Annotated in this window: 27 protein-coding genes; 11 read left to right on the plus strand and 16 right to left on the minus strand. The window is 70.5% G+C overall.

Going from position 1 to position 26,779, the window contains the following annotated elements; genetic code table 11:
• From QOL99_RS04090 to QOL99_RS04110, 5 genes are all read right to left on the minus strand, one after another.
• The coding region (locus QOL99_RS04090; protein WP_285521632.1) for a carbohydrate kinase family protein at positions 1-815 on the minus strand (815 nt) is incomplete at its 3' end.
• Positions 816-1,006: 191 nt separating this feature from the next.
• Positions 1,007-1,651, minus strand: a complete 645-nt coding sequence (locus QOL99_RS04095; protein WP_285521634.1) for a hypothetical protein — start codon at positions 1,649-1,651, stop codon at positions 1,007-1,009.
• A gap of 100 nt (positions 1,652-1,751) precedes the next feature.
• Positions 1,752-3,161 (minus strand): Asp-tRNA(Asn)/Glu-tRNA(Gln) amidotransferase subunit GatB, encoded by a 1,410-nt coding sequence (gatB, locus tag QOL99_RS04100; RefSeq protein WP_285521637.1) that lies wholly within the window; start codon positions 3,159-3,161, stop codon positions 1,752-1,754.
• Between the two features lie 229 nt (positions 3,162-3,390).
• A complete protein-coding gene (locus tag QOL99_RS04105; protein WP_285521639.1) occupies positions 3,391-3,885 on the minus strand; it encodes a bactofilin family protein in 495 nt (164 codons plus the stop codon).
• Positions 3,886-3,943: 58 nt separating this feature from the next.
• Positions 3,944-4,372, minus strand: coding sequence for a GNAT family N-acetyltransferase (locus QOL99_RS04110; RefSeq protein ID WP_285521641.1), 429 nt, complete (start codon positions 4,370-4,372; stop codon positions 3,944-3,946).
• Between the two features lie 79 nt (positions 4,373-4,451).
• Here QOL99_RS04110 and QOL99_RS04115 point away from each other — a divergent pair, with 79 nt between their 5' ends.
• Together QOL99_RS04115 and QOL99_RS04120 are read left to right on the plus strand one after the other, a co-directional pair.
• Positions 4,452-4,970: a hypothetical protein gene (locus QOL99_RS04115; RefSeq protein ID WP_285521644.1), complete on the plus strand. Its 519-nt coding sequence runs from the start codon at positions 4,452-4,454 to the stop codon at positions 4,968-4,970.
• A gap of 77 nt (positions 4,971-5,047) precedes the next feature.
• Positions 5,048-6,508, plus strand: coding sequence for an ATP-binding protein (locus tag QOL99_RS04120; RefSeq protein ID WP_285521646.1), 1,461 nt, complete (start codon positions 5,048-5,050; stop codon positions 6,506-6,508).
• Between the two features lie 366 nt (positions 6,509-6,874).
• Here QOL99_RS04120 and QOL99_RS04125 read toward each other — a convergent pair whose 3' ends face one another.
• From QOL99_RS04125 to QOL99_RS04135, 3 genes are all read right to left on the minus strand, one after another.
• Entirely contained in the window at positions 6,875-7,900 is a 1,026-nt protein-coding gene (locus tag QOL99_RS04125) for a GGDEF domain-containing protein (RefSeq protein WP_285521649.1), read from the minus strand.
• 253 nt (positions 7,901-8,153) lie between these two features.
• Positions 8,154-8,975, minus strand: coding sequence for a 3-methyl-2-oxobutanoate hydroxymethyltransferase (gene panB / locus QOL99_RS04130; RefSeq protein WP_285521651.1), 822 nt, complete (start codon positions 8,973-8,975; stop codon positions 8,154-8,156).
• A 79-nt stretch (positions 8,976-9,054) separates the two neighbouring features.
• Positions 9,055-9,534, minus strand: coding sequence for a DUF420 domain-containing protein (locus tag QOL99_RS04135; protein WP_285521654.1), 480 nt, complete (start codon positions 9,532-9,534; stop codon positions 9,055-9,057).
• 208 nt (positions 9,535-9,742) lie between these two features.
• On the opposite strand from QOL99_RS04135, the gene QOL99_RS04140 reads away from it, so the two are divergent.
• The 7 genes from QOL99_RS04140 to QOL99_RS04170 all read left to right on the plus strand — a co-directional run bounded on the left by QOL99_RS04140 (position 9,743) and on the right by QOL99_RS04170 (position 18,187).
• Complete coding sequence (locus QOL99_RS04140) at positions 9,743-10,735, plus strand: COX15/CtaA family protein (RefSeq protein WP_285521656.1); 993 nt, start codon at positions 9,743-9,745, stop codon at positions 10,733-10,735.
• Positions 10,732-11,667, plus strand: coding sequence for a heme o synthase (locus QOL99_RS04145; RefSeq protein ID WP_285521658.1), 936 nt, complete (start codon positions 10,732-10,734; stop codon positions 11,665-11,667). The genes QOL99_RS04140 and QOL99_RS04145 overlap by 4 nt, the downstream gene beginning before the upstream one ends.
• A 459-nt stretch (positions 11,668-12,126) precedes the next feature.
• A complete protein-coding gene (coxB, locus tag QOL99_RS04150; RefSeq protein WP_285521659.1) occupies positions 12,127-13,341 on the plus strand; it encodes a cytochrome c oxidase subunit II in 1,215 nt (404 codons plus the stop codon).
• Positions 13,338-15,797, plus strand: a complete 2,460-nt coding sequence (locus QOL99_RS04155; protein ID WP_285521662.1) for a cbb3-type cytochrome c oxidase subunit I — start codon at positions 13,338-13,340, stop codon at positions 15,795-15,797. The genes coxB and QOL99_RS04155 overlap by 4 nt, the downstream gene beginning before the upstream one ends.
• A gap of 126 nt (positions 15,798-15,923) precedes the next feature.
• A complete protein-coding gene (locus tag QOL99_RS04160; RefSeq protein ID WP_285521664.1) occupies positions 15,924-16,673 on the plus strand; it encodes an SCO family protein in 750 nt (249 codons plus the stop codon).
• Positions 16,674-16,725: 52 nt separating this feature from the next.
• Entirely contained in the window at positions 16,726-17,724 is a 999-nt protein-coding gene (ruvB, locus tag QOL99_RS04165; protein WP_285521666.1) for a Holliday junction branch migration DNA helicase RuvB, read from the plus strand.
• 106 nt (positions 17,725-17,830) lie between these two features.
• On the plus strand, positions 17,831-18,187 hold the full coding sequence (locus tag QOL99_RS04170; protein ID WP_285521668.1) for an ArsC/Spx/MgsR family protein: 357 nt from the start codon (positions 17,831-17,833) through the stop codon (positions 18,185-18,187).
• Positions 18,188-18,191: 4 nt separating this feature from the next.
• Here the strand turns inward: QOL99_RS04170 and QOL99_RS04175 are convergent, their stop codons facing one another.
• Positions 18,192-20,228: a molybdopterin oxidoreductase family protein gene (locus QOL99_RS04175; RefSeq protein WP_285521670.1), complete on the minus strand. Its 2,037-nt coding sequence runs from the start codon at positions 20,226-20,228 to the stop codon at positions 18,192-18,194.
• A 104-nt stretch (positions 20,229-20,332) separates the two neighbouring features.
• Here QOL99_RS04175 and pnp point away from each other — a divergent pair, with 104 nt between their 5' ends.
• Entirely contained in the window at positions 20,333-22,504 is a 2,172-nt protein-coding gene (gene pnp / locus QOL99_RS04180) for a polyribonucleotide nucleotidyltransferase (RefSeq protein ID WP_285521671.1), read from the plus strand.
• Positions 22,505-22,554: 50 nt separating this feature from the next.
• On the opposite strand, the gene QOL99_RS04185 is transcribed toward pnp, so the two are convergent.
• On the minus strand, positions 22,555-22,797 hold the full coding sequence (locus tag QOL99_RS04185) for a hypothetical protein (RefSeq protein ID WP_285521674.1): 243 nt from the start codon (positions 22,795-22,797) through the stop codon (positions 22,555-22,557).
• 39 nt (positions 22,798-22,836) lie between these two features.
• On the opposite strand from QOL99_RS04185, the gene QOL99_RS04190 reads away from it, so the two are divergent.
• The gene (locus tag QOL99_RS04190) at positions 22,837-23,151 is read left to right on the plus strand and encodes a hypothetical protein (RefSeq protein ID WP_285521677.1); all 315 of its coding nucleotides are present in this window, start codon (positions 22,837-22,839) and stop codon (positions 23,149-23,151) included.
• A gap of 60 nt (positions 23,152-23,211) precedes the next feature.
• Here the strand turns inward: QOL99_RS04190 and QOL99_RS04195 are convergent, their stop codons facing one another.
• The 6 genes from QOL99_RS04195 to QOL99_RS04220 all read right to left on the minus strand — a co-directional run bounded on the left by QOL99_RS04195 (position 23,212) and on the right by QOL99_RS04220 (position 26,691).
• Entirely contained in the window at positions 23,212-23,679 is a 468-nt protein-coding gene (locus QOL99_RS04195) for a hypothetical protein (RefSeq protein WP_285521679.1), read from the minus strand.
• Positions 23,680-23,727: 48 nt separating this feature from the next.
• Positions 23,728-24,216, minus strand: a complete 489-nt coding sequence (folK, locus tag QOL99_RS04200) for a 2-amino-4-hydroxy-6-hydroxymethyldihydropteridine diphosphokinase (RefSeq protein WP_285521681.1) — start codon at positions 24,214-24,216, stop codon at positions 23,728-23,730.
• Complete coding sequence (gene folB, locus QOL99_RS04205) at positions 24,213-24,572, minus strand: dihydroneopterin aldolase (RefSeq protein ID WP_285521682.1); 360 nt, start codon at positions 24,570-24,572, stop codon at positions 24,213-24,215. Before folB ends, folK begins: the two co-directional genes overlap by 4 nt.
• A gap of 37 nt (positions 24,573-24,609) precedes the next feature.
• Positions 24,610-25,497 (minus strand): dihydropteroate synthase, encoded by an 888-nt coding sequence (folP, locus tag QOL99_RS04210; RefSeq protein WP_285521686.1) that lies wholly within the window; start codon positions 25,495-25,497, stop codon positions 24,610-24,612.
• On the minus strand, positions 25,490-26,266 hold the full coding sequence (locus QOL99_RS04215; RefSeq protein WP_285521691.1) for an ImmA/IrrE family metallo-endopeptidase: 777 nt from the start codon (positions 26,264-26,266) through the stop codon (positions 25,490-25,492). The genes folP and QOL99_RS04215 overlap by 8 nt, the downstream gene beginning before the upstream one ends.
• 170 nt (positions 26,267-26,436) lie before the next feature.
• Complete coding sequence (locus QOL99_RS04220; RefSeq protein ID WP_285521689.1) at positions 26,437-26,691, minus strand: acyl-CoA-binding protein; 255 nt, start codon at positions 26,689-26,691, stop codon at positions 26,437-26,439.
• Positions 26,692-26,779 lie beyond the last annotated feature (88 nt).

Here is a 26,779-nt window from a genome sequence, read left to right on the forward strand (position 1 = left end):
GCGCCCCCGAAGGCGTCCCCGGCCCCGGTCGCGTCCACCGGGCGGTCGGCCGTGGCCGGGACATGCACGCGGGGCTGCCCCGGCCCCTCCAGCAGGGCGCCCTCGTCGTCCATCTTCAGGACCACCAGGGCGCGGGGGTAGCGGCCCCGCAGCCAGTCCAGGGCCAGCCCGGGATCGGTCTCGCCGCTCATGGCGCGGGCCTCGTCGTCGTTGGGAAACATCACGTCAAAGGGCACCGCGTCGACAATGCCGAGGAACGTCTCGCGGCCAAGTTGCTGAATCATCTGAAAACTCCCAGGGTCGAGGCTGAGGGTGGCTCCTCCCTCGCGGGCAAGGGCAGCAGCGGTCAGGGCCGCCGCGCGGGGCGGATCACGAAAGAGGCTCCAGGCGGTGAGGTGCAGGTGCCGCGCTCCCCGCAGGGTGTCGCCGGGCAGTTCCTCCGGGCGCAGTTCCCAGTCGGCGGCCCGCCCGGTCAGCATGGCCCGCTGCCCGCGCCCGTCGATCAGGGCGAGAATCACCCCGGTAGGCTGCTCGTCGGACAGGCTCACCTCGGCCCGGACGCCTTCCGAGCGCAGTTCATAGGTCGCCAGGTCCCCGAAGCGGTCGCGGCCCACCTTGCCCACGAAGGTGACGGGGCACCCGGCCCGGCGTGCCCACACCGCCAGATTCGCGGCCGAACCGCCGCCGGAGAGTTCCAGGCGCCCGGTGGTGTCGCCGCCCGGCAGCAGCACCGTGTCAGGCTTGGCCAGCACGTCCCAGGCGAGGTCGCCCAGCGACACCAGCGGGCGGGACGGGGAAGGGGGGGGTTGGCTCATGCGTGCCTCGCAGCATACCGTCCCGGGCCGGGCCTGCCTTGCCCCGCACCCGGCCCCCCGCCGCTGTCCCGCTCCGGGGCCTGCGCCTCACGGGGCTTGGGCTCCGCGTTTCGGAGCAGCGGACAGGAGGCGGGAAGCCGTCTGCGACCCCCCCCTCTCCCCGGGGCAGAGGGGCGCGGCGAAGCAGCGGGTCAGGGGTCCTGACTCTGCGGCAGGGGCGCCGTGAGCACCGCCTGCCGCGCCAGCAGGGTCGCGGCCACGTCCAGCACTCCGCTGAGGCCGTAGACCCACAGGTCGACCCCCTCCGGCAGGCTGCTGAACCCAGCGACCGGCACCACGTTGAAGACCGCCATCGCCAGGCTGAGGGCCGCCGCCACGTTGAGCCAGTCGGCCAGACGGGCGCGCCGCAGCAGGTCAGCGGGGTCGGGCGCGAGGCGGGCCAGGGTGCCATACACCGCGTTGCCCGCGAGGACGGCGGCGGGCCACACGGTCAGCAGGGCCGTCAGCGCGACCGCGTTGGCCTGCGGCGCCGCGCCCCCCAGCACCGACACCAGCGTCAGGAACCACAGCGCCAGCCGCAGGGACGTGAGCCAGGGAAACAGTGCCCGCAGCCCCCGCAGCGTGCCGTCCTCCGGCGGCGTGCCCCGCCCCGCTGTGAAGCGCCCAAGCACCGCTGTCCACAGCCCCAGCACCAGCGCCGCGAGCAGCGCTTCCCCGCCGTTCAGCCAGCCCACGCCCGCGAAGCCCTCCCGCCACAGCAGGTACGCGGCGAGGCCGACCAGCCCCCCGACCTGCACCCACAGCAGGGCGAGGGCGGGGGTGCGCCAGCGGGTCACCGGGCCCCAGCGGGCGACAGTGCGCCAGCGAACCACAGAGAGCCTTGGGCATTCAGCCGCCAGCCGCACACCGTCCCAGGTGGGCTCGGCTTGCCGCCCCTCACAGCCCCAGCTTCGCCCGCAGCCGCTCGCGGACGACCTCGGGCTGGGCCTGACCGCCGGTGGCCCGCATGACGGGGCCGAAGAGGGCGTTCATCGCTTTAGCGTTTCCGGCGCGGACCTTCTCGGCGGTGGCGGGGTCGGCGGCGATGGCCGCGTCGATGGCGGCGTCGATGGCCCCGGTGTCGGTCACCACGCCCAGGCCGCGCTCCTGCACCAGCCGTTCGGGATCGTGGCCGCCGAGCACGTCGGGCAGCAGGTCCTTGGCGACCCGGCCGCTGATGGTGCCGTCGTCGATCAGGCGGACCAGGGCGGCGAGGTGCGCGGGCTGCAGGGCGGACGCTTCCAGGGGCGTCTCCCGCGCCGCGAGCAGCCCGGCCACGTCGCCCAGCAGCCAGTGGGCGAGCCGCTGCGGGTCGGCCCCCGCCGCGAGCGCCGCGTCGTAGAAGCGCGAGAGGGTCACGTCATGGCTCAGCGTCTGCGCGTCGGCCCCCCGCACGCCCGCCGCGAGGTAACGCTCGCGCTTGGCGGCGGGCAGCTCGGGCATCCGCGCCCGCACCCGCGCGATCCACTCCGGGGTGATGTCCAGCGGCGGGAGGTCGGGCTCGGGAAAGTAGCGGTAGTCGGCCTCGCCCTCCTTGGTCCGCATCACGAAGGTCCGGCCGCCGCCCTCGTCCCAGCCCAGGGTGTCCTGGGTGACCTTGCCGCCCGCGTCCAGCACCCGCGTCTGCCGGGCCGTTTCGTAAGCGATGGCCCGCTCGACGCTGCGGAAGGAGTTGAGGTTCTTGACCTCCACCTTGGTGCCCCAGGGCTCGCCGGGCCGGTGCAGGCTGAGGTTCACGTCGCAGCGCATCTTGCCCTCTTCCGGGGTGGCGTCACTGACGCCGAGGGCCTGCGCGATGGCCTGCACACTTTCCAGAAAGGCGCGGGCCTGCTCGGGACCCGTGAGGTCGGCCTCGGTCACCATCTCGATCAGGGGCGACCCGGCGCGGTTGAGGTCCAGCAGGCTGTAGGGCGCGTAGTCGGGGTGGAGGAGCTTGCCCGCGTCGTCCTCCAGATGGGCGCGTTTGATTCTGACCCGCTCACCAGACACGTCCAGATACCCGTCCCGCGCGACCGGGCGGTCGTACTGGGAAAGCTGGAAGTTTTTCGGCGCGTCGGGGTAGAAGTAGTTCTTGCGGTGAAACTGGGTGAAGCCCGAGACGTCGCAGTTCAGCGCGAGGCCGAACATCAGCGCGAGGTCCACCGCCTCCCGGTTGAGGGTGGGCAGGGTGCCGGGCAGCCCCAGCGTCAGGGGGTCCGTGAAGGTGTTGGGCTCTGCCCCGTGGTAGTCGGCGGGACACGCGCTGAACAGCTTGGAGCGCGTCTTCAGTTGCAGGTGGACTTCCAGCCCGATGACGGCCCTGTACATGCGGGCGAGCATAGCGCGGGGCCGCGCCCCTGGCCCAGAAGGGAGAAGGGGGCGGCCCACACACGGAGAGCCGCCCCAGGACCCCTCATACGGATTCCGTCCACTTCCTTGACTTCCGGGACACCACCGGAAGTCCATCCATCTCCCGGAACCCGCCCTTTCTCCTTCCCGCCTCCGCTCGGACCTGAATCACTTCGTAGGCGATTCCATCGGAGTCCGGATCAATGCCTCACAGCCTGCGGCACTGGCCCTCGCGGTCGCCGTTCACGCGGTTGCTGCCGCCGGTGGGCGTGCGGGCGTTGTTCTCGCATTCCAGGTTGCCGTCCACGGTCACGCGGCTGACGCGCAGGGCGCCGCTGTTGCGCTCCAGCTTGAGGTTGCCGTCCACGCGGGTGTTCTCGACACTCACGCCGCCGCCGCGTTCGGCCTCGACATTGCCGTCCACCCGGCTGCCCGTCACGGTGATCTGGCGAAAGCCGTCCTCGCCCTCGACATTGCCGTCGATGGTGCTGCTGCGGATGTTCACGCTGCCGCCGCGCTCCACCTCCACATTGCCGTCGACCCGCACGTTGATCAGGGTGCAGGACGCGCCCCGGCGCACCTTCACGTCGCCGTCGACCGTGCGGTTGCGGAGCGTGCCCGAGCAGGACACGTCGGCGGCAGAGGCGGTGGGCAGCGCGAGCAGGGGCACCAGGGTCAGGGCCGCGAGCAGATGCTTTTTCATACCCTCCACCGTACCCGGCCTCTGCCCCACCTTCTCTGGGAAGACGGTGGGGCAGGATTCATGCCCGCCGCACCATCTCCGTCCCGCTGGTCCGGAAGCCCAGTTCCCTGTACAGCGCCCGGCCCGCGTCGGTGGTGCCCAGGCTGAGGCGGGTCACGCCGCGTTCCCGGGCGGCCTCCAGACAGCGGGTCACCCCCTCGCGGGCGAGGCCCCGGCGCCGGAACCCCGGCTCGGTCCAGACATTCACGATCCGGCCCCGCCAGGGCTGTGGGTCGCCCCGCGTCGGCCCCCACTCCAGCAGGGTCAGCCCCGCACCGGCGACCACCTCGCCCGCCGCCCCAACCGCCAGAAAGCCCAGGTACACGCCGCGTTCCAGCGCGTCCGCGACCCAGGCAGCGTAGACGGGGCGCTCGGCAGCGTCGATGCCCTCGGGGTAACGGTGAAAGGCGATGGTGGAGGCGTCGGCGGGGCCAGCAGGGCGGAACATGCCGCCAGTCTGCCCCACCCGCCCCGGCCCCCCCGGTCTGCCGCGCAACCCTCGCCCCGGCTTTCCCGTACCCAGGGGCATGAGCGACCCCAATGGACGGATCAGTGGACAGGTCAGCGGACGCGTCGGTGGGCGGACCTTCGGCTACGACCTGCACGCGACCTGGGACGGCACGCGGCTGCGCGGGCGCATCGGCGGAAGAATCCAGGGCAAGGACCTCGACCTGACCCTGCACGCGGGCGACGTGGACGGGCGGGTGGGCGGGACCTTCGCGGGCTTCGGCGTGGACGGCGAGGTGACCCCGCAGCGGGTGGGGGTGCGCCTGGGTGGGCGGGTGGACGGGGACGACGTGGCGCTGAGCGTGCGCGGGGACCGCGTCGAGGGCCGCTTTTCCGGGCGGATGATGGGCAAGGACGTGAGCCTGCGCCGCCACAGCGAGCGCCTGAGCGGGCGCATCGGCGGCGCGGTGGAGGGCAAGGACGTGGAGCTGGACCTGGGAGGCACGCCGCTGGAACTCGCCGCCCTGGCCGCCGCATGCGCCTACAAGGCGCTGGAGGACGATCAGGCGAGCGCGGCGGCGGGGAACAGTTCGTCCTGAGCGCGGCCTCTGCCCCTCCCGGCACCGCCGCCAGCCGCACATTCCCGCGCTGGAGCGCGTGCTAATTTCCGCGCATCATGACTGCCGCACCGGAACAGACCAGGGTCAGAACGCTCGGCGAACTCCTTCACACCCCCGGGTACCAGGGCCGCTCGCCCTTTGACGGCCGGATCAGGACCGTGCAGGACGAGGTCCGGGACAATCTGGGCCGCAAGCTCAGCAGCGGCGAGGAACTCTTCCCCGGCGTGGTGGGCTACGACGACACCGTCATCCCGCAACTCGTGAACGCGCTGCTGGCGCGGCAGAACTTCATCCTGCTGGGGCTGCGCGGGCAGGCCAAGAGCCGCATCCTGCGGGCGATCACCGGCCTGCTCGACGACGTGGTCCCCGTGATCGACGGCGTGGACATGCCCGACGATCCCCTCAACCCCATCGGCGCGGAGGGCCGGCACCTGCTCGAAGCGCACGGCCACGACCTGCCCGTCCGCTGGCTGCCGCGCGAAGGCCGCTACGTGGAAAAACTCGCCACCCCCGACGTGACGGTCGCCGACCTGATCGGGGACGTGGACCCCATCAAGGCGGCCCGCCTGGGCACCAGCCTCGGGGACACCCGCTCGATGCACTTCGGGCTGCTGCCCCGCGCCAACCGGGGCATCTTCGCGGTCAACGAGCTGGCCGACCTCGCGCCCAAGGTGCAGGTCGCGCTGTTCAACATCCTTCAGGAAGGCGACGTGCAGATCAAGGGCTACCCCATCCGGCTGGAACTCGACGTGATGCTGGTCTTCTCGGCCAACCCCGAGGACTACACCGCACGCGGCAAGATCGTCACGCCGCTCAAGGACCGTATCGGCTCGGAAATCCGTACCCACTACCCCAGCGACGTGCGGCTGGGGATGGACATCACCGCGCAGGAGGCGGTGCGGGCCGAGGGCGTCACCGTGCCCGGCTTCATCTCGGAACTGATCGAGGAGATCGCCTTTCAGGCCCGCGAGGACGGCCGGGTGGACAAGATGAGCGGCGTGTCGCAGCGGCTGCCCATCAGCCTGATGGAACTCGCGGCGGCCAACGCCGAGCGCCGGGCGCTGGTGTCGGGCGACGCGGCCGTCGTGCGCGTCAGCGACGTGTACGCGGGCCTTCCCGCGATCACCGGCAAGCTGGAGCTGGAGTACGAGGGCGAACTCAAGGGTGCCGATCAGGTCGCCCGCGACGTGATTCGCAAGGCGGCGGGGGCAGTCTTCGCCCGGCATTACGGCAGCGCCGACACCCGCGAGCTGGAAAAGTGGTTCGAGGACGGCAACGTGTTCCGCTTTCCGCAGGGCGGGGACGCGGCGGGCGCCCTGGGGGCCACCGGGGACGTGCCCGGCCTGACCGATCTCGCCGCCCAGGTGGCGGGCAGCAGTGACGACGCCGTGCGGGTCTCGGCGGCCGAGTTCGTGCTGGAGGGGCTGTACGGCCGCAAGAAGCTCTCGCGGGCCGAGGAGACCTACGCTGCCCCCGAACCCGAAGTGCGCCGGGAGCGCGGCGGGCGCTGGAACTGATACGGACCCCGATGGAGTCGCCTACGAAGTGATGGGGGTCCGAGCGGAGGCGAGAAGGAGAAAGGGCGGGTTCCGGGAGATGGCTTTGCCTCCGGTGATGTCCCGGAAGTCAAGGAAGTGGACGGAATCCGTATGATCCGCCAGCCTCTGGCACCGGGCCACAGGAGAGCCTCAGCACGTGCTGAGGCTCTTTTGCTCGNCTTTGCCTCCGGTGATGTCCCGGAAGTCAAGGAAGTGGACGGAATCCGTATGATCCGCCAGCCTCTGGCACCGGGCCACAGGAGAGCCTCAGCACGTGCTGAGGCTCTTTTGCTCGCCTTGCCGTTGTTCCCGTCTCGCCGTTCTGTCGCTGGCGGCTGACCGCTCTCACGCCGCCGGAGCCGCCACCAGCCGGTCGCGCCCGCTGTCCTTGGCCTGCCGCAGGGCGGCGTCGGCGAGCGAGAAGGCGGTGGCCAGGTCACGCTCCGGGCCGTAGGCGCACAGCCCCACGCTGAGGGTGATCCGCTGGCCTTCCCCGAAGGTGTGCCCGGCGATGCCGGCCCGCACGCCTTCGAGCAGCCGCGCCGCCTCGTGGACTGAGCGGCCCGGCAGACAGACCACGAATTCCTCGCCGCCCCAGCGAAAGAGCGGCACCCCGCTGCCCAGCACGTCCCGCAGCACCGCCGCCACCCCCCGCAGCACCCGGTCCCCGGCCTCGTGCCCCCAGCGGTCGTTGACGGCCTTGAAATGGTCGATGTCCAGCACGGCGAGCACGCCGGGGGCCGGAAGCTGGGCACACAGTTCCGCAAAGGCCAGGCGGTTGCCCAGGCCGGTCAGCGGGTCCTGCCGGGCGCGGCGCTCCTCCTCGCGGACGCGGCGCTGCAGGTCCACGACCGCGCCCGCGAAAAAGTGCGTGACCAGGCTGACGGCCAGCAGCAGCGCCGAGGTCGTGAGCTGGGTGGCGCCCACGTCCTCCCAGCGGGTGGCCGCCAGCGTGCCCACACCCGTCAGCGCCAGCGCCAGCCCCTGGGCCCGCCGGGGCCGGTCGCTGAACAGCAGGTGCCAGACCAGCACGTTGAGCGGGATCAGCAGCAGCAGCAGGTGCACGATCTGCTCCTGGTACTCGGCCCGCACCTGCAGGCGCTGCGGCTCCAGGGCCAGCACCCCCACAAAGGCCAGCACGCTGAACGCGAACCCCAGCCGCAGCCACTCGCCCCAGCCGGGGCGCAGCAGATGCAGCAGCGCGAACAGGGCCAGGGTCCCCGAGAACAGCGCCACCAGCGGATGCACGCTCCCGGTCAGCGACGAGACGATCCACAGCACCGCCGCGCCCACCAGTGGCACCAGCAACCGGAAGTAGACCCGCCCGATTCGCTCGGGCAGGTCGGCCGGTCCCACGGGACGAGGAAGCATTGTTCCCCCTGTCATAACACGTCCGTCATGGCCGCGTCAGCGCAGATGTGAGCCCCCCCCGCCGGGTGGCCCCCCCGCCGGGTGGAAGGCCCCGGCCCCCGGCTGCTGGAGCATGGGGCAGCATGACGGCCCCCGGGGGACAGCATCCCAGGTCCCTCCATGCTGCCCCATGCTCCTGTCCCATTCACTCGCTTTCACTCGCTCTGCTCGGCCAACGAAGGCGGAACCCCACCGCATTCTTATGGCCAATACTCTAGTACAGCTTGCCCAGCACCTCGTCCTTCATCACGAAGCTGTGCTCCTTGCCGGGAAACTCGCGGGCGCGGACCTCGCGGGCGTAGGCCGAGAGCGCCTCGCGGGAGGTGCGGCCCAGTTCGGCGTAGCGCTTGGCGAGCTTCTTCTCGTCGCCCTCGTACAGCCCCAGCAGGTCGTGGTACACCAGCACCTGCCCCCGGCAGTGGACGCCTGCCCCGATGCCGATGGTCGGGACCACGAGCCGCTCGGTGATCAGCCGCGCCAGCCGGGCCGGAATCGCCTCCAGCACCACGCTGAAGGCCCCGGCCTCCTGCAGGGCCAGTGCTCCGTCCAGCGTGCGCCGCGCTCCCTCCTCGTCGCGGCCCTGCACCTTCAGGCCGCCCTGGGCGGTCGCGGTCTGGGGCATCAGCCCGACGTGGCCCATCACGGGAATCCCGTTGCGGGTCAGCACCGTCACCGCCTCCAGAATCTCGGGGGTCGCCCCCTCCAGCTTCACGGCGTCGGCCCCGGTCTGCTGGATGACCTGCACCGCCGAGCGCATCGCGTCCGCCGCCCCGGTCTGGTAGGTGCCGAACGGCAGGTCGACCACCACGAACGTCCCGGGAGCGCCCCGCCGCACCGCCCGCCCGTGGTGAATCATGTCGGCCAGGGTGACGGGGGCGGTCGAGTCGTAGCCCAGCACCACGTTCCCCAGGCTGTCCCCCACCAGAATCAGGTCCACCCCGGCGGCCTCGGCGTGCCGGGCCCCCGGATAGTCGTAGGCCGTCACCATGACCAGCGGGTCGGCAGCCTGCAGGAGGTCGGGGACGCTGCGTTTCATGGGGGGAAAGCTATCAGCTTTGGGCCGGTTCGCCCTCAGCCCCCGGGCGGCGTCCGCCTGCCGCCGACGGCCCCCCGGTCTACCCCGTCACCACCTCGCCGTAGCGCCCCAGCACGAGGTAGATGATCCAGCCGGTCACCGCCACGTACAGCCACACCGGGACTGTCCAGCGCACCCAGGCGCGGTGGCGGTTGAAATGGGGCCGGGCGGCGGGCGCACCGATGTTGCCGAGGTTCCCGGCGGCCCGGAGCCCCCTGCTGGCGTGCCACAGGGCGCCCAGCGCGAGGGGCAGGTTGGCGGCGGCCAGGATGATGTGGCTGATCAGGAGGGCGAAGTAGGCGGTGCGCCACCCCTGCGGCCCGGCGTAGGCCTTCTCGTAGCCCAGCGCGAGCCGGGTGAGGTACAGCACCAGAAAGACGGCGGCGAGGCCGCTGGCGGTGAGCATGGCCCGCATGTGCGCCTCGCGGTTGCCCCGGCGGATAAACAGGACGCCGAACACGAGCGCGGTGCCGCTCAGGACGATGGTGATGACGGCCCACTGGTTGATGATCGGTGCCACGCCCGGCAGTCTAGGCCCAGGGGGCCGGGGCGGGTGTCCGGGGGCTCAGGGGGGGGTCCCCTCCCCCGGTGCGTCTCGCGGCAGCGCACCCCCGGGGCAGGCGCGGGGGGACAATTCTCAGGCAGGCGGGGCCGGTAGAATGGCCGGGTTGACCGCGCCCCCGGTGCAGAGCCGGGAGGGTCGCGCGGAAGGGACGGTGAGGAGGAAGATGAGCGGAACGCTGACGGTTCCCCGCACGGGGGCGGGCACGTGGCTGCCCCGGCTGGCGTGGGCGGCCCTGGCCTACAACGTGCTGGTGATCTTGTGGGGGGCGGTGGTCCGCATCACGGGGGCGGGCGCCGGGTGCGGCGACCACTGGCCACTGTGCAACGGGGTGGTGGTGCCGCAGAGCCCCACGGTCCACACCCTGATCGAGTTCAGCCACCGCCTGACCAGCGCCGCGAGCGGACTGGTTGCCCTGGCGCTGATCGCGTTGGCCTTCCGCGCCGCGCCAAGGGGCCACCCCGTCCGGCTGGGCGCGGTGCTGAGCTTCGCGCTGATTCTGCTGGAGGGGCTGGTGGGCGGCGTGCAGGTGCGGCTGGGCCTGACCGCCGATTCCACCGACCCCGCGCGGGGGCTGGTGCAGGGCATTCACCTCGCCAACACCTTCTTGCTGCTGGGCGCCCTGCTGCTCACGGCGCTGTGGGCCTCGGGGCGTCCGGCGCTGCGGCTGCGCGGCCAGGGCCGGGCGCTGGGCGCGTTGGCCGTGGGCCTGGGCCTGACGCTGGTGCTGGGCATGGCGGGCGCGGTGACGGCGCTGGGCGATCTGCTGTTCACGCCGGCGCCGGGCACGCCGCTGGACACGGTGCGCCGGGACTTCGGGGGCACCGCTGGCCTGATCGAGAACCTGCGGGTGGTCCACCCCCTGCTCGCCGTGCTCACGAGCGTCTACCTGGTGTGGATGGCGGGCGCCCTGCGGCGCTGGCGGCCCTCGCCGGGGGTGAGCCGCTGGGGGACGGCGCTGGTGGGCGTGATCGCCGCGCAGATGGCGGTGGGCTTCCTGAACGTGGCCCTGAAGGCCCCCGACTGGATGCAGCTCACGCACCTGTTGCTGGCGTGCGTCATGTGGCTCGTGACGGTCCTGCTGGGCTATGAAGCGCTGACCGCCCTGCGCCGGGTGCCGACCCCCGCCCGCGCGGGCACCCCCGAGGTGACGGCATGACCGACACCCACCTCGCGGCCTCGCCTGCCCCGGCGGCCACGGCTGCTCCCCGCCCCACCTGGCGCGACTACCTCGCCCTGACCAAGCCCAAGGTCATCAGCCTGCTGCTGTGGACCACCCTCACCGCGATGGTGATGGCGGCCGAAGGCTGGCCGGGGCTGGGGCTGCTGGTCGTGGTCAGCCTCGCCGGGTACGCCTCGGCGGGGTCGGCGGGCGTGTTCAACATGATCATCGACCGCGACATCGACCTGCGGATGAAGCGCACGTCCGCGCGGCCCACCTCCAGCGGACTCATCGGCACCCGGGGAGCGGCGATCTTCGGCACGGCCTTACAGGTGCTGTCCTTTCTGGCGCTGTGGGTGTGGGCCACCCCGCTGGCTGCCTGGATGAGCGTGGCGGGCTTTTTCACCTACGTGGTCGTCTACACCCTGTGGCTCAAGCGCACGACCTGGCACAACATCGTGCTGGGCGGCGCGGCCGGGTGCTTCCCGCCGCTGGTGGGCTGGGCCGCCGTGACGGGTGAGCTGCCGCTCTTCGCGTGGTTTCTCTTCGCCATCGTGTTCTTCTGGACGCCGGTGCACTTCTGGGCGCTGGCACTGATGATCAAGGAGGAATACCGCGAGGTCGGCATTCCCATGCTCCCGGTCGTGCACGGCGACCGCCTGACCGTGGCGCAGATCTGGCTGTACGCGATCTATACAGTGGTGCTCTCGGTGATGCCCGTCTTTTTCCAGGCCGTCGGCGGGCTGTACTTCGTGGCGGCGCTGGGGCTGGGCGCGTGGCTGCTGGTGCTGTCGTGGCGGCTGCGCGGGCACGTGATGGCCGGGGGCAAGATCGAGCGCCCGGTCACGCTGCCGCTGTACCTGTATTCGATGCTCTACCTCGCCCTGCTGTTTCTGGCGGGGGCACTGGACCGGGTGCTGCTGGCCTGAGCTGATCTCGCCTAGAGCATGTGTCATAAGAATGCGGTGGGTTTCCGCATTCGTTGGCCGAGCGGACTTGCACAGCTGCGCAGCAGAGCGCGCGAATGGAAGACGCGCATTGGGCAGAATGCCGGCCCCCGGGGACGGGCGCCCCCGGTGCCTCCATTCTGCCCATTGCTCTCGCAAGCGGCCGTGCGGCGTCCCGGGGGAGGGCGCCCCAGGTGCCTCCATTCTGCCCAATGCTCTAGCAAGCGGCCGTGCGGCTTCCGGGGGGAGGGCGCACGGCCGGAGCCTTTGGGCGTACCATCAAAGGACACTTGCCTACCCCGTAGCCTGCTCTCATGGGGGGCATCCCTGACCGCTCGGTCGATCCTGCCGCGAACCGCGCGGGGCGGGCGGTTTTGGAAGGTGCAAGGTTCCGGTGGAAGCGACTACACTGGGGCGCGAGGAAAGAGGAAAGGAGTGACATTGAACACCAACCAGAGTGGCCGCGCACGCGGCCCAGGGGGAGGCCGGGCGCTCTTCGCGAGGGGAGCCCTCCTTGCGGCGGGAGCGGCGCTGCTGACAGGCTGTCAGGAGTCCAGCCAGCTCGTCACCCTCGGCGACATGTCGTCGGCCTTCAACCGCGAGATCTTCTGGATGAGCGTGTGGGCCATCGCCTTCTCGATCATCATCTTCATCGGCGTGTCCTACGCCCTGTTCGCCACGGTGCGGCGTTTCCGTGAGGAGAACAACTCCGCCGAACCCGCGCAGTTCCACGGCAACAACCGCCTGGAAGTGGTGCTGGTGGCCGTCCCGGTCCTGATCGTGATCGTGCTGAGCGTGCTCACGGTGCGCTCCATGGCGCGGCTGAACCCCACGCCGGAAAACGCCACGTCTGTCACGGCGCTCTCGCGGCAGTTCTGGTGGAACTTCAGCTACCCCACCGCCACGGCGGCGGCGGGCGGCGTGGTCACCAACGGCAACGAGATGGTGATGCCCACCCGCAACCCGGTGGCGGTCACGATCACCTCCGGCGACGTGATGCACGCCTTCTGGGCACCCAACCTGGGTGGACAGCGCAACGCGACCCCCGGCACCGAGAAGACCTGGCAGATCGATACCGACCGCCCCGGCGCGTACCAGGGCAACTGCTCGATGCTGTGCGGGGCCAGTCACGCCAACATGCGCTTCAAGGTGATCGCGCTGGAGCCCGAGCGCTACAACGCGTTTCTTCAGGCGGCGGCGGCCTACCGCGCCCCCACGCCCGAACCCGGCAGCGCCGAGGAGCGCGGGTACACCCTCTTTCTCCAGGGCAAGCCCTCGACCGGGGCGCTGTCCTGCGCGGCCTGCCACCGGGTGCAGGGCACGCCCGCCAACGGCGCGGCTGGCCCCGACCTGAGCTTTTTCGGCACCCGCCGCACGCTGGGCGCCGGAATGTGGGAAGGCGAGCAGGCCGAGGAGATGCTGATTCCCTGGCTGGCCAACAGCCCCGGCGTCAAGCCCGGCAGCCTGATGCCCCCCTACAACGGCGCGACCTATCAGGTCAACGGCCAGGTGCAAAAGGGCGGCGTCCTGACCGAGCAGGAGCTCTCGGACATCGCCGCGTACCTGCGCAGCCTGCGCCTGCCCGAAGAGGCCGACTACTGGCGTGACACGCCCGTGATCGGCAGCACCGAAGGCCCCCAAGGAGGCACCCAGTGACGGTTCAGCACGCGCCGCAGCCCCAGGTCACCTCCGCCCGGCGGGGAGCCTGGGAGGTCATCAAGGACTACATGATGACCACCGATCACAAGAAGATCGGGCTGCTGTACATTCTCGTGTCCATCATCGCCTTCGGGGTCGCGGGGCTGATGGCGGTCGCGCTGCGGCTGCAGCTCGCGCTGCCGGATCAGGGCCTGCTGGTGGGGAACACCTACAACGAGGTCCTCACCGGGCACGCCGCGATCATGCTGTTTTTCTTCCTGATTCCGATCGGGCTGTTCGGCTTCGGGAACTTCTTCCTGCCGCTGCAACTCGGGGTGCGCGACGTGGCGCTGCCGCGCGTGAACACCTTCGCGGTGTGGCTGTTTATCGCCAGCCTGATCCTGATCCTGACGGGGCTGTTTCAGGGCGGGCTGCCGGGCGTGGGCTGGACCTTTTACTACCCGCTGTCGGTAGACGGCAACCAGACGGGCGTGAGCGTGTTCATGGTGGCCGTGATTCTCAACGGGATCGGGTCACTGCTGGGCAGCGCGAACTTCGCCGCGACCATCGTGAACATGCGGGCGCCCGGCATGAGCCTGTGGAAGATGCCGATCTTCTGCTGGAGCATCTTCGCGACCAGCCTGCTGCAGCTGATCAGCCTGGGCGGACTGACGGCAGCGGCGCTGGTGACCTACCTCGAACTCAAGCTGGGCCTGTCGATGTTCAACCCCGGCATCGGCGGCACGCCCATCCTGATGACCCAGTTTTTCTGGTTCTACTCGCACCCGGCGGTGTACGTGATGCTGCTGCCCTACCTGGGCATCGCCGCCGAGATCGCCTCGACCATGGCCCGCAAGCCGCTGTTCGGCTACCGGGTGATGGTGTACTCGCTGCTGGGGATCGTGCTGGTCTCGCTGCTGGTCTGGGCGCACCACATCTTCGCCATCGGTCTGCCCGAAGGTTGGCAGATCGCCTTTGCCATCGCCACCCTGGTCGTGGCGGTGCCCACGGGCGTCAAGATCTTCAACCTGATCGGCACCCTGTGGGGCGGCCGCATCATCATGAAGACGCCGACCTACTGGCTGGTGGGCTTCATCTTCAACTTCCTGATCGGCGGGATCACGGGCGTGAGCCTGGGCATGGTGCCGTTTGACTATCAGGTGACCAACTCGTACTACATCGTCGCGCACTTTCACAACGTGATGATGTTCGGCACGGCGTTCCTGGCGATGGGCGGCCTGTACTACTGGTGGCCCAAGATGACCGGCCGCTTCCTGAACGAGCGGCTGGGCATGTGGCACTTCTGGCTGTTCATGGTGGGCTCGTGGCTGACCTTCCTGCCGCAGTACATCCTGGGCCTGCTGGGGATGCCCCGGCGCTACTACACCTACCCGGCGGGAAACTTCGCCTGGACCGAGCTGAACTTCATCTCGACCATCGGGGCGCTGGTGCTTCTGGCGGGCGGCCTCGTGATGGTCTGGAATTTCCTCCAGAGCCTGCGCAAGCCCATCACGGCCTCCAACAACCCCTGGGGCGGCTTCACGCTGGAGTGGACGGCGGCTTCTCCCCCTGCCGCGTACAACTTCGCGCACGAGTTCCCCACCACCTTCCCCACCGAGCGGCCGCTCTATGACTGGGAAAAGAGCGGGCAGACCCTGACGCCCGTGGACCCCAAGAGCATCCACCTGCCGCAGGATTCGATCTGGCCCTTCATGACGGCGCTGGCACTGCTGTTGATGGGGTACGGCCTGAGCTACGGCTGGTTTACCAATTACACCCCGGCGGGCGGGCTGGAGGCCTTTGCCGACGCGAGCCTGAATTTCCAGATCGCCACGGTGATCCTGTACCTGTCGATTCCCTTCTTCCTGTACTCGCTGTTCAAGTGGGCAGGCACCCGTGAGTACGCCGTACCGGTCGAGCACCACCACCTGACCAAGTACGACAACGGCTTCATGGGCATGGCGTGGTTCATCATCTCGGAAATCAGCCTCTTCGGGGTCCTGATCGCCGGGTTCGTGTACCTGCGCTTGATCGGCGCCGCCGAGCCGCCCCCGCTGCGGCCCAACATCTGGCTGGCCGCCGTGAACACCCTGATTCTGGTCAGTTCGTCCTTCGTGATTCACAAGGCCGAACAGGACCACCACAAGGGCCGCTTCACCTGGTTCCGGCTGGGCCTGCTGATCACCCTGATCCTGGGCGCGGTCTTCATGATCTTCCAGGTGTACGAGTTCGCGCTGTTCGGCGTGGAGAGCGACTGGAAGCAGAACCTGTGGCAGGCGTGCTTCTTCATCATCGTGGGCCTGCACGGGCTGCACATCCTGATCGGCGGCACCGGCATCGCGCTGCCCTACTACCAGGCGCTGACCGGCAAGATGGACAAGTACAACCACGGCTCCCTGACGGCCGCCAGCCTGTACTGGCACCTGGTGGACGTGGTGTGGCTGCTGATCCTGGCGCTCTTCTACATGTGGTGAGCTGACCTTCAGCCAGCAGGGCGGCGGGGACGTGATGGGCGTCCCCGCCGCTCTTGCTGGTTGCCCCGCCCTGTTGGCTGCCCCACTGGGACACCCCGCCCCCCGCCCCCCGCTAGCCTGGGCCCGATGAAGTGGCTCACGGCGGTGCTGGTGGCGGTCGCGGCGGTCCTGGGGGGACTGCTGCTGTACCGGGACGTCTCCCCGGCTCCGGCGGGAGGCACCGCGCTGGACACCCCGGTGGCCCTGCCCGCCCTGCGGCTGGTGAACGAGCGGGGCCAGGCCACGCCCCTGAACGCCTCGGCGGACGGCCGGATGCGGCTGGTCTTTTACGGCTTCGTGCGCTGCCCGGACGTGTGCCCGGCGACGCTGGCGAGCCTGACGCGGGTGTATGCCGACCTGCCTGCCCAGCAGCGCGAGCGGGTGCAGGTGCAGTTCATCACGGTGGACCCGGAGCACGACCGCCCCGAGGTGGTGCGCGACTACCTGGGCCGCTTTAACCCGGCCTTTTCCGGCCTGACGGGTGAGGCAGGCACCATCGACGAGGCCGCCCGCGTGATGTTCGTGGCCAACGTCAAGCCGCCGCCCCAGCCTGCCCAGGCCGAGGACCACAGTGAGGACCACAGCGCCCACCTGGGAGGCGGCGACGAGGCGCCAGCGGCCGGGGACCGGACTGGGGACCGTGTGACTGGGGATGGGGCCGCCAATGCCCAGGCCGCCGGAGCGGGTGCCGCCGAGGCCGCCCGGATCCACGGCGATCAGGTCAGCGTGGTGGACCCGGCGGGCCGCTTCGTGCGTGTCTATGCCAACGGCGAGGTGATCGACGGCACCCTGGCCGCCGACCTGCCCGGCCTGATCCGGCTGTACGGCGGGTCATGAAACCGAGTCAACCCACCCCGCCCGATTTCGTAAATAGCGTAATATGGTCCGCATGACCGAACCGCTCGACGCCGCCCTGCGGCCCAAGACGCTGACCGAGTACGTGGGGCAGGAGCGCCTCAAGGAGAAGCTCTCGGTGTACCTCCAGGCTGCCAGGGGCCGCCGCGAGGCACTGGACCACACCCTGCTGTTCGGCCCGCCTGGACTGGGCAAGACCACCCTGGCGCACATCATCGCGGCCGAACTCGGGGTCAATATCCGGGTGACCTCCGGCCCCGCCATCGAGAAGCCGGGCGACCTCGCCGCCATCCTGACCAACAGCCTGGAAGAAGGCGACGTGCTGTTCATCGACGAGATTCACCGGCTGGGGCGGGTGGCCGAGGAACACCTCTACCCCGCGATGGAGGACTTCAAGCTCGACATCGTGCTGGGGCAGGGACCGGCGGCGCGGACCATCGAGCTGCCGCTCCCGCGCTTCACGCTGGTGGGCGCGACGACCCGGCCGGGCCTGATCACCGCCCCCATGCGCTCGCGCTTCGGCATCATCGAGCACCTGGAGTACTACACCGCCGAGGAAATCGCCACCAACCTGCTGCGCGACGCCCGGCTGCTGGGCTTCGGGCTGGAGGAGGACGCGGCGCTGGAGATCGGCGCCCGGTCGCGCGGCACCATGCGCATCGCCAAGCGGCTGCTGCGGCGGGTGCGCGACTACGCGGAGGTGGCGGGTGAGTCGGTGATCGCGCTGGAACGCGCCCACACCGCGCTGGACAAGCAGGGGCTGGACTCCGCGGGCCTCGACGACCGCGACAAGAAGTACCTCGAGACCCTGATCCACCGCTTCGCGGGCGGCCCGGTCGGCGTGGACACCCTCGCCACCGCCATCTCGGAGGACGCCCTGACGCTGGAAGACGTGTACGAGCCGTACCTGATCCAGCTCGGCTTTATCAAACGCACGCCCCGGGGCCGCGTTGCCACCGCGCACGCCTACGACCACCTGGGGCTGCCGGTCAGCGGGCGGGACGAGGACGGGATGGGGATCTACACGAACTGAGGCGGCCAGCCCTCGGCCATCAGGGATCGGCCGAGAACAGCAAAGGCTCCAGCCAGCGCTGGGGCTTTTCTGCTGACCGCTGAGGGCCGAGGGCTATCCTCTCCCCATGACCGCCCCGCAAGTCCAGATGTTCGGCACGAAGAAGAACGCGGCCACCCGCGCCGCCGAGCGCTTCTTCAAGGAGCGGCGCGTCAAGATTCATTTCGTGGACCTGAACGCCAAACCCATCGCCAGGGGCGAGCTGACCCGCTTCGTGCAGAAGTTCGGGCTGAACGCGCTGCTGGACCTGGAGGGCAAGGCGTACGAGCGCAGCAACCTCGCCTACCTCCGCACCACCGAGGAGGGCATCATCGCCCGCATCATCGAGACCCCCGAGCTGCTGCGGCTGCCACTGGTGCGCGGGGGCAAGATGCTGACCGTGGGCGAGGACCCGGAGGGCTGGGCACGGATGCTGGAGGGGTAGGCGGTCAGGCAGGCAGCGGCTCCAACCGCACCCGCGTGTTGTGGAAGGTGCTGCCGCCGCCCAGGTCGGTCAGCGTCTGGGCCGTCACCGCGTTGATGCTCTCGCCGTCGGGCGCTGAGAGCCCCCACCACGTCCCCTCCACGACCGCCACGCCGGGCTGCGCGGCCCCCGTGACCTTGACGCGCCGCCGCACCTGCCCCACCTCGCTGACGATGCGGGCATAGCCGCCGTCGTCCAGCCCGTAGCTCTGGGCGTCCTCAGGGTGGACGAGGACCTGCGGCTCGTCACCCTCGGCACGGTTCAGGTTGGCGAGGTTGCCGTAGGTGGAATTCAGGAAGTGGTGGGCAGGCGGCGTGATCAGGCGCAGCGGATAGTCGGCGTTCAGCGCCGCACTCACAGGCTGGTACCCCGGCGCGGGCGAGAGCTGGACCTTGCCGCTGGGAGTGTCGGCGCCGTGCGCGTAGGGGAGGAACCCGTCGGGGAGGTTGAGCCGGACGGTGCCCTCCGCCTTCAGCCGTTCCGGGGTGATGCCCGCGAGGAAGGGGTGATCGGTGTCCAGCACCTCCGCCAGCAGGTCGTCCACCGTCCAGTACACGCTGGGTTCGGCCACACCCAGGCGTCGGGCGAGTTGCCCGAACACCCAGGAGTTGGGCCGGGCCTCGCCGGGCGCCTCCAGCTCGGCCGGGTTGTAGCCCAGCCAGTGGTGCCCGTAGCTGGTGTACACGTCGGCGTGCTCCATGAAGGTGGTCGCGGGGAGCACGTAGTCGGCCAGCCGCGCCGTCTCGGTCATCGCCTGTTCCAGCACCACCACGAGGAGGTCGTCCCGCTGCAGGCCAGAGCGCACCCGCGCGGAATCGGGCGCGACGACCGCCGGATTGCAGTTGTAGATCACGGTCGCGCCGAAGCCCGCGTCGGGGGCCAGGGCGCTCGCCAGCTCGTTCATGTTGACGTGGGGCACGCCTTCGCGGGTCAGGTGCGCTCCCCCCAGCCGGGTGCGGTTGAGGGCGAAGGCCCCGCTGGTGCTGAGGCACACCCCGCCCCCCCGGTGCCGCCAGTCGCCCGTCAGCGCCGGGATCAGCGTGACCGCCCGCAGCGCCGTGCCGCCGTTCTCGTGCCGGGTCATCCCGTACCCGACGCGGAGGTAGGTGGGCCGGGTGGTGCCGATGGCGTGGGCGAGGTCGCGGACCTCCTCCACCGTCAGCCCGGTCACTTCGGCGGTGCGCTCGGGCGTCCACTCGCGGGCGGCCCCGCGCAGGTCTTCCACTCCGGTCGTCGCCTCGGAGATATACGCCTCGTCCGTCCAGCCGTGGGCGAACAGTTCGTGCATCACGCCCAGGGCCAGCGCCGCGTCCGTCCCCGGCTTCAGCTTGAGGTGGGTGTCGGCATAGGCGCCCGTGCGGTTGCGGTAGGGGTCGATGTGGATGATGCGGGCGCCCGCCTTGCGAGCAGCGGTCATCTGCGGCGTCAGGTGGCTGTGGGTGCTGAGGCTGTTGATCCCCCACAGCACGATCAAGCGGGCGTGCGGCACGTCCAGCGGGTCCACGGTCAGGCGCGAGCCGTAGCCCATCGCCCACGCCGCCGTGCCCGCCGTCGCGCAGATCGTCTCGTCGAGTTCGGGCGTCCCCAGCGCCCGCCACAGCGCGTGGGCGTGCGAGTTCTCCATCAGGCCCATCGTGCCCGCGTAGTGGTAGCGCAGGATGGAGGAGGGGCCGCGCGTATCCAGCAACTCACGCAGCCGGGCCGCGATGTCGTCCAGTGCCTCGTCCCAGCTCACGCGCTCGAAGCGGGGCTCGGGGTCGGTCTTGGGATTCACCCGGCGCAGCGGATAGAGGGGCCGCTCGGGGTGGTGCTGCCGTGCCGGGTAGTGGACGGTCTTCACGCACGCGAAACCCTTGGTGTACGGATGCGCCGCGTCCCCGGTGAGCTTCACGGCCCGCTCCCGGCCGTCCTCGCCGCGCTCCAGCGTGATGCGGAGGCGGCAGGCGTCGGGGCAGTCGAGGGGACAGGTGAGCAGGACATCGCGGGTGGCGGGGGCGGACATGGGGCGAGTCTACGCGCGGCCCGACGGGCACAAAGAGAGGTCGTTTGCACCGCCGGGCGCTCCGCTCCCCTTTGCTCCACCCGGTGCGGGATAGACTCACCCTCATGATCGGAAAGACCTACACCACGGTGCTCGGCGGGCGCGAACTGAGCATCGAGACGGGCCGACTGGCAAAGCTCGTCAGCGGCAGCGTCACCCTGCGCTACGGCGACACCATGCTCCTCGTGACCGCGCAGGCCCGCGAGGAAAAGAGCACGCTGGACTTCCTGCCCCTCACCGTCGAGTTCGAGGAACGGCACTACGCCGTCGGCAAGATTCCTGGCTCCTTCCACCGCCGCGAGGGGCGTCCCGGCGAGCGGGCCATCCTGTCCGCCCGCATCACCGACCGCCAGATTCGCCCCCTCTTTCCCAAGGGCTACCGCCACGAGACGCAGGTCATCATCACCGTGCTCTCGGCCGACCAGCAGAACCTGCCCGACGTGCTGGGTCCCATCGGGGCGTCGGCGGCCCTCAGCATCAGCGACATCCCCTGGGGCGGGCCGACCGCCTGCGTGCGGGTGGGTCTCGTGGACGGGCAGTACGTCCTGAACCCCACCACCGACCAGCTCACGCGCTCGACCCTCGACCTGGTGGTGGCGGGCACCCGCGACGCCGTGATGATGGTGGAGGCCGGGGCGCAGGTCGTGGACGAGGAGACGATGGTGGGCGCCATCGAATTCGCGCACGCGGAGATGCAGGGCGTCCTGTCCCTGATCGAGCAGATGCGGGCCGAACTCGGAGCGCCGAAGTTCAACATTCTGGCCGAAGGTGACCTCGCTCCTGACCTCGTGCCCGAACTGGCGGAAGCGGCGCGGGGGGCGGGCCTGCGCGACGCGCTGCTCACAGTCAAGAAGAAGGAACGCGGCACCAACCTCAAGGCCCTGCGCGACCGCATCATCCAGGACCGCATGATCGAGGGCGAGGTCGAGGGCGCCGAGGAACGCATCGTGGCCCTCAAGGCCGCCTTCAGCAAGGTGGAAAAGCAGGAGCTGCGCCGCCTGATTCTGGAAGAGGACCTGCGGGCCGACGGCCGCAACTCGCGCACCGTGCGGCCCATCTGGATCGAGGCCCGCCCACTGCCACGCGCCCATGGCAGCGCGATCTTCACGCGCGGCGAGACGCAGGTGCTGGGGGTCGCCACCCTGGGCACCGAGCGCGACGAGATTCTGGTCGACGACCTGACCACCGAGGAGGGCGACAAGTTCCTGCTGCACTACAACTTCCCGCCCTACTCGACCGGCGAGGTCAAGCGCATGGGCGGGCAGTCGCGCCGCGAGGTCGGACACGGGAACCTCGCCAAGCGGGCCATCCGGGCGGTGCTCCCCTCCTTCGAGGAGTTCCCCTACGTCCTGCGGGTGGTGGGCGAGGTGCTGGAGTCCAACGGGTCTTCGAGCATGGCGACCGTGTGCGCCGGAAGCCTCGCCCTGATGGACGCGGGCGTGCCGCTGAGGGCCCCGGTCGCGGGCGTGGCGATGGGCCTCGTGATCGAGGACGGCAGGTACCGCATCCTCACCGACATCCTGGGGCTGGAGGACGCGCTGGGCGACATGGACTTCAAGGTCTGCGGCACCGCCGAGGGCGTCACGGCCCTGCAGATGGACATCAAGGTGGGCGGCATCACCCCGGCGATCATGCGCGAGGCGCTCGCCCAGGCCCGCGAGGCCCGGCTGCACATCCTGGGCAAGATGGCCGAGGTGCTGCCCGCGCCGCGCCCCGAGCTGTCGCCCACTGCCCCGCGCATCGTGTCCCTCAAGATCAACCCCGAGCTGATCGGCAAGGTGATTGGGCCGGGCGGCAAGCAGATTCGCGAGCTGGAGGCGATGGGCGCCCAGATCACCGTCGAGGAGGACGGCTCGGTCCGCATCTTCAGCGCCGACGGCGCCGCCGCCGAGGCCGTCAAGGTGCGCATCGAGGGCCTGACCAAAACCGCCCGCGTGGGCGAGGAATACGACGGCACGGTGGTCAAGACGGCTCCCTTCGGCGCCTTTGTCAACCTCTTCCCCGGTCAGGACGGGATGCTGCACATCTCGCAGATGTCGGAAGAGCGCATCAGCGCCGTCGAGGACGTGCTGAACGTGGGCGACAAGCTGCGGGTCAAGATCGCCAACGTGGACGACCGGGGCAAGATCGACCTGATCCGCCCTGAGCTGGAGGGCAAGATCGCCCCCCGCGAGCCCCGTGCTCCCCGCTCCGGCGGCGACCGGGACCGGGGACCGCGCCCCCCGCGCCGGGACTGATTTCCCACGGCAGGGGCCGCTTCTCCGGCCGGGAGGAGCGGCCCCCCTCTTTATTCCCGCGCCGTGAACACCGCCAGCGCCGCAGCGGCGAGTGCTCCCACCGCGCCCGTCACGAGGGGGCCGTCCTGATGGTCTAGAAAGGCGTCCACCGTCAGCGCCAGCCCCAGCACGCTCGCCCCCAGGGTCAGGGCCAGCATCCAGCCCAGCGGCAGCGGCGAGGTGGCCGCCGAGACGCGGGTGCCCCAGCCGTAGCCCGCGAGAATCAGGAGTGCCGCGCCCAGCCAACCGGTCATGGGCCCAGGGTAACCGCAACCGGGCGCTAGACTCTCCCCATGCGCCCCGCCTACCTCACTGCCGCCCGTCACCTGCAACTGGGACGCGAGTGGGCGGTCGAGGGCGATCAGGAACGCGCCACCCAGGGGTACGAGGAAGCGCTCAGGCTGCTGCGGACCCTGCCGCCCGAGCGCACCCGCGACGTGCTGCTGGCCCACACCCACCTCGCCTTTTTCCAGACCCTCGTGCTGCTGGGCGACGAGGCCGGGCAAGAACACCTGCACCTCGGCGTGAGCTACGCCCGCTCGACCCGCGATCCCCTGGCGCGGGCGATCGCCGAGGAATGCCTGAGTGGGCTGGAAGCGGTGCTGTAGCGCCGCCCGCCAAAGACAAAGCCCCAGCGGTTGCCGGGGCCCTTGTGTTGGGTGAAGAACCTACACTCCGCCCGGAAGCTGAAGCTGGGCAGTCGTGCGGTTCTGGGCCTTGCTGTGGCCGCACTGGAAGGGCAACTGCCCCAGCGGAGCGCCCCCACCGTTGACCTGGATATTGGCGGGGACCGTCAGGCTCCAGCCACCGTCCGGCACGGCCTGCACGCTGTCCACGAGGTCGGCGGGTTCGGGGGCGATCTCGGCGGTCAGGCGCTGCCCGGCCTGAAGCTGCCCGCTCTGCTGCAGCAGGCCCTGCAGGGAGCCGAGCTGCTCATCTTCGGCCAGCTGCTCCTTGCAGGCTTCCAGGAACTTGTACTTGCTGATCCCGTTCGCCTCACGGTCGCTGTAGTACGGATTGGCACGGATGGTCAGGGCGGTCACGAAGCCCAGCAGCAGCACGCTCAGGGCGATGGCGACCCACAGCAGGGTGCGGCCCAGGTTCCCGTGGCGTTTGGAGGAGGTCAGCTCGCTCATATCGGGACGCAGCATAGCGTGACCGGTGGGGCCGGGCCGTCTGCTGGCCTACCAGTCGCTCCCCACCCGCGTGACGCCCACCCGACCGACCCGCGCCAGGGCCGCGTCCACCTGCTCCCCCGTCACCGGATGCGCCAGCCCCGGCGCGAGGTCGGCCAGCGGGACCAGCACAAAGGCGCGGTCCCAGGCGCGGGGATGCGGCAGGGTAAGGTCCGGCGTGTCCCGCACCTCCTCCCCATACAGCAGCAGGTCGAGGTCGAGGGTGCGGGCCTCCCAGCGTTCGCGGCGCTCGCGGCCCGCCTGCGCCTCCAGCCGGTGCAGCGCCGCCAGGAGGTCGGGCGGCGGCAGGCCCGTTTCCAGCCGCAGCACCCCATTGAGGTAGCTGGGCTGCCCGGCCGGACCACCCACCGGGGCGGTGCGGTACAGGGCGCTCGCCCCAGTCACGGCGCCCAGCCGCGCGAGCGCCTCTCTGGCCCAGCGCAGGGTCGCCCGCGGGTCGCCGAGGTTCGCCCCCAGCGCCACATATGCCACCGTCACTCGCCGGGCCGCAGGGTGAGTTCGGCGTACACGTCGCGGAAGACGCCGGGGAGGGGCGCGAAGGGCTTGTGGACCCGCACGGTCACCGCCTCCAGCCGCCCATGCTCGCGCAGCAGCCGCCGGGCGATGCGGTCAGCCAGCACCTCGATCAGCAGGTGGCGCTCGCCCGTCACCTCCTCGCGGATAGAGGCGTAGACGGCGGCGTAATTGACGGCCACCGCGAGGTCGTCGGGAATCCCCGCGAAAGCCCAGTGCAACTCGGCGTCCACCACGAAGCGGGCCCCCAGCGCCGCCTCGGTCTCGAAGACGCCGTGCCGGGCATGAAACTCCAGTCCCTCCAGCACCACGCGGCTCATGCGGGCGATTGTAGCGGGCCTGCTCGCTCCGGCGTGCTCAGTGCTCCAGCGTGCTCAGGGCCGCCTGGACCCGCAGCGCCTGAAGATGCTCTGCCACCGCGTGCACCCGCACCATCGCCGCCCCGTGCCGCGCCGCGTGCAGGTGCAGCGCGAGGCTGCCGGGGTCGCGCTCCGACGCCGTAGGCACGTCCGCGAGCCGACCGATCATCCCCTTGCGGCTGGCCCCCACCAGCACCGGCCACTCCCCACCCGTCAGGTCCGGCAGCGCCCGCAGCAGCGCGAGGTTGTGCTCGGTGGTCTTCCCGAAGCCCAGGCCGGGGTCCAGCAGCACGGAGGGTACCCCCGCTGCCCGCACCCGCCCGGCCTGCGCCCGCAGGGAGCCGTGAACCTCGGCCACCACGTCGTCGTAGTGCGGCGCCTGCTGCATGGTGCGCGGCTCGCCCTGCATATGCATGACGCAGGCGGCGGCCCCGGCCTCCGCGCACACGGCCACCATCGCCGGGTCGCGCAGGCCCGACACGTCGTTGACGAGGTGGGCTCCAGCCTCCAGCGCCGCCCGCGCCACCTCGGGCTTGAGGGTGTCCACGCTCAGCAGCACGCCCTCCCCCGCCAGTGCCCGCAACACCGGCCGAATCCGGTCGATTTCCACGGCGGCGGACACCGGGTCGGCGCCGGGCCGGGTGCTCTCCCCCCCCACGTCGAGGATCAGCGCCCCAGCATCCCGCATCGCGCGGGCCTGGGCCAGGGCGGCTTCCGTTCCCGTGTACCGCCCCCCGTCGCTGAAACTGTCGGGCGTCACGTTGAGGATGCCCATGACCGCGCAGCCTCGCCACCTGACCTCCCAGCCGTCGGCAGCCCGCACGCCGCCCGGCACCGGGAGGCCGAAGGTCAGGCGGTGCGCTCGCTGCGGCCAGAGACTACTCACCCGCCTCCCCTGCGGCCCGCTCGCCCCGTTGCGCCAGCGCGAAGCTTACCAGCACGCGCTGGCGCTCGGGAAAGGCGTCCACATAGGCGGGCATCCGCCGACCCGAGCGGAAGGGCACGTAGCTCTCCTGCGCGAGCGGCAGCCGGGTCGCCAGCGCCACCGCGACCGGGTGGTCGTCGGGGATGGGCGTGCCGGAGCGCAGGCTGTACTTCACGCCGGGAGCGCCGCTGCTCGCCCGTACGGTCAAGCCCTTGCCCGGCGGGGTGTCGTCGTCGTCGCTGTCCAGTCGGCTCACCGCACACACGGCGTAGAGGACCGGCGCCGTGGTCCGTTCGGCCAGGGCATACAGGGCACTGCTGGCACTCACGTCGGCGCGGCGGGCCAGTTCGGCCAGCGCCTGACCGCTGGGACCATGGCGGGCCAGCACCTCGTCGATCAGGGGTTCGGGCATCAGCAGCGCGGCAGCCCCCACGTTGCACAGCGTCTCGATGGCCTGTTCCAGCCGCTCGCCCTCGTAAGCGTCGTGCAGGTCGCTGAGCAGGTCGTCGTCGCCCAGCAGCAGCGCGTGGCTGATCTCGTGGGCCAGGGTGAAACGCTGGCGCTCGGGGCGAACCCGGCTGTTGATCAGTACGACCCGGTGCTCGGGGTCATACGCCCCGTCGCGCTCTCCCATCGGCAGAAAGCGCAGGGTGGCGTCCAATCCAGCCAGGAGACTGTGGGTGTCCAGCCCCGGTAACCCGCTCGCATAGGTCGCTGCCAGCTCACGCATCCGCGCCTTGGCGGCCGCGAGGGCCTCTCCCCCGCTGGAGACCCCGCCTCCCGGCGGCTGAGGGGCAGAAGAACCGGAGGTCACCCCTGCAGCTTACCGTGTGGGTGCGGCCAGACCAAGAAGAAAGGCAGCCCACACTCCAGCTGCCATTCCACTGGGCATCAACCGTCTCAGCCCCGAGCTTTGAGAGTCTCCACGAGCGCCACATACTCCGCCTGCGCCTCATCAGAGTTCATGCCCTTGAGGGCCACCCAGGCGTCGTATTTCGCCCCCCCCACGAAGTCAAATCCGCCGGGGCGATTGCCCGCCACATCACCGACCGAGCCTTGCTTGTACAGGGCGTACAGCTTGAGCAACACGTCGTTGCCAGGCTTGTTGGAGAGGGACTGCACGTCTTTCTGGGCCTGCTCGAAGGAAGAGGTCATGGACCGATTGTACCGGGTCAAAGTTGGTGCGCTGGAATACCCCACAACAGCGCGTCCCCCCGGATTGCTCCGGGGGGACAGGGTCAGG

The organism is Deinococcus rhizophilus (assembly GCF_030271215.1).
In the GTDB taxonomy this organism is placed as follows: Bacteria; Deinococcota; Deinococci; order Deinococcales; family Deinococcaceae; genus Deinococcus; species Deinococcus rhizophilus.

Bases quoted from the DNA above. Each gene is read 5' to 3' on its own strand.
- QOL99_RS04195 (WP_285521679.1), bottom strand. From the start codon at position 23,679: ATGAGCGAGCTGACCTCCTCCAAACGCCACGGGAACCTGGGCCGCACC.
- QOL99_RS04175 (WP_285521670.1), bottom strand. From the start codon at position 20,228: ATGTCCGCCCCCGCCACCCGCGATGTCCTGCTCACCTGTCCCCTCGAC.
- QOL99_RS04190 (WP_285521677.1), top strand. From the start codon at position 22,837: ATGCGCCCCGCCTACCTCACTGCCGCCCGTCACCTGCAACTGGGACGC.
- ruvB (WP_285521666.1), top strand. From the start codon at position 16,726: ATGACCGAACCGCTCGACGCCGCCCTGCGGCCCAAGACGCTGACCGAG.
- QOL99_RS04170 (WP_285521668.1), top strand. From the start codon at position 17,831: ATGACCGCCCCGCAAGTCCAGATGTTCGGCACGAAGAAGAACGCGGCC.
- QOL99_RS04120 (WP_285521646.1), top strand. From the start codon at position 5,048: ATGACTGCCGCACCGGAACAGACCAGGGTCAGAACGCTCGGCGAACTC.
- QOL99_RS04105 (WP_285521639.1), bottom strand. From the start codon at position 3,885: ATGAAAAAGCATCTGCTCGCGGCCCTGACCCTGGTGCCCCTGCTCGCG.
- QOL99_RS04115 (WP_285521644.1), top strand. From the start codon at position 4,452: ATGAGCGACCCCAATGGACGGATCAGTGGACAGGTCAGCGGACGCGTC.
- QOL99_RS04140 (WP_285521656.1), top strand. From the start codon at position 9,743: ATGAGCGGAACGCTGACGGTTCCCCGCACGGGGGCGGGCACGTGGCTG.
- QOL99_RS04125 (WP_285521649.1), bottom strand. From the start codon at position 7,900: ATGCTTCCTCGTCCCGTGGGACCGGCCGACCTGCCCGAGCGAATCGGG.
- QOL99_RS04220 (WP_285521689.1), bottom strand. From the start codon at position 26,691: ATGACCTCTTCCTTCGAGCAGGCCCAGAAAGACGTGCAGTCCCTCTCC.
- panB (WP_285521651.1), bottom strand. From the start codon at position 8,975: ATGAAACGCAGCGTCCCCGACCTCCTGCAGGCTGCCGACCCGCTGGTC.
- QOL99_RS04145 (WP_285521658.1), top strand. From the start codon at position 10,732: ATGACCGACACCCACCTCGCGGCCTCGCCTGCCCCGGCGGCCACGGCT.
- folB (WP_285521682.1), bottom strand. From the start codon at position 24,572: ATGAGCCGCGTGGTGCTGGAGGGACTGGAGTTTCATGCCCGGCACGGC.
- QOL99_RS04215 (WP_285521691.1), bottom strand. From the start codon at position 26,266: ATGCGTGAGCTGGCAGCGACCTATGCGAGCGGGTTACCGGGGCTGGAC.
- QOL99_RS04110 (WP_285521641.1), bottom strand. From the start codon at position 4,372: ATGTTCCGCCCTGCTGGCCCCGCCGACGCCTCCACCATCGCCTTTCAC.
- gatB (WP_285521637.1), bottom strand. From the start codon at position 3,161: ATGTACAGGGCCGTCATCGGGCTGGAAGTCCACCTGCAACTGAAGACG.
- pnp (WP_285521671.1), top strand. From the start codon at position 20,333: ATGATCGGAAAGACCTACACCACGGTGCTCGGCGGGCGCGAACTGAGC.
- QOL99_RS04160 (WP_285521664.1), top strand. From the start codon at position 15,924: ATGAAGTGGCTCACGGCGGTGCTGGTGGCGGTCGCGGCGGTCCTGGGG.
- QOL99_RS04185 (WP_285521674.1), bottom strand. From the start codon at position 22,797: ATGACCGGTTGGCTGGGCGCGGCACTCCTGATTCTCGCGGGCTACGGC.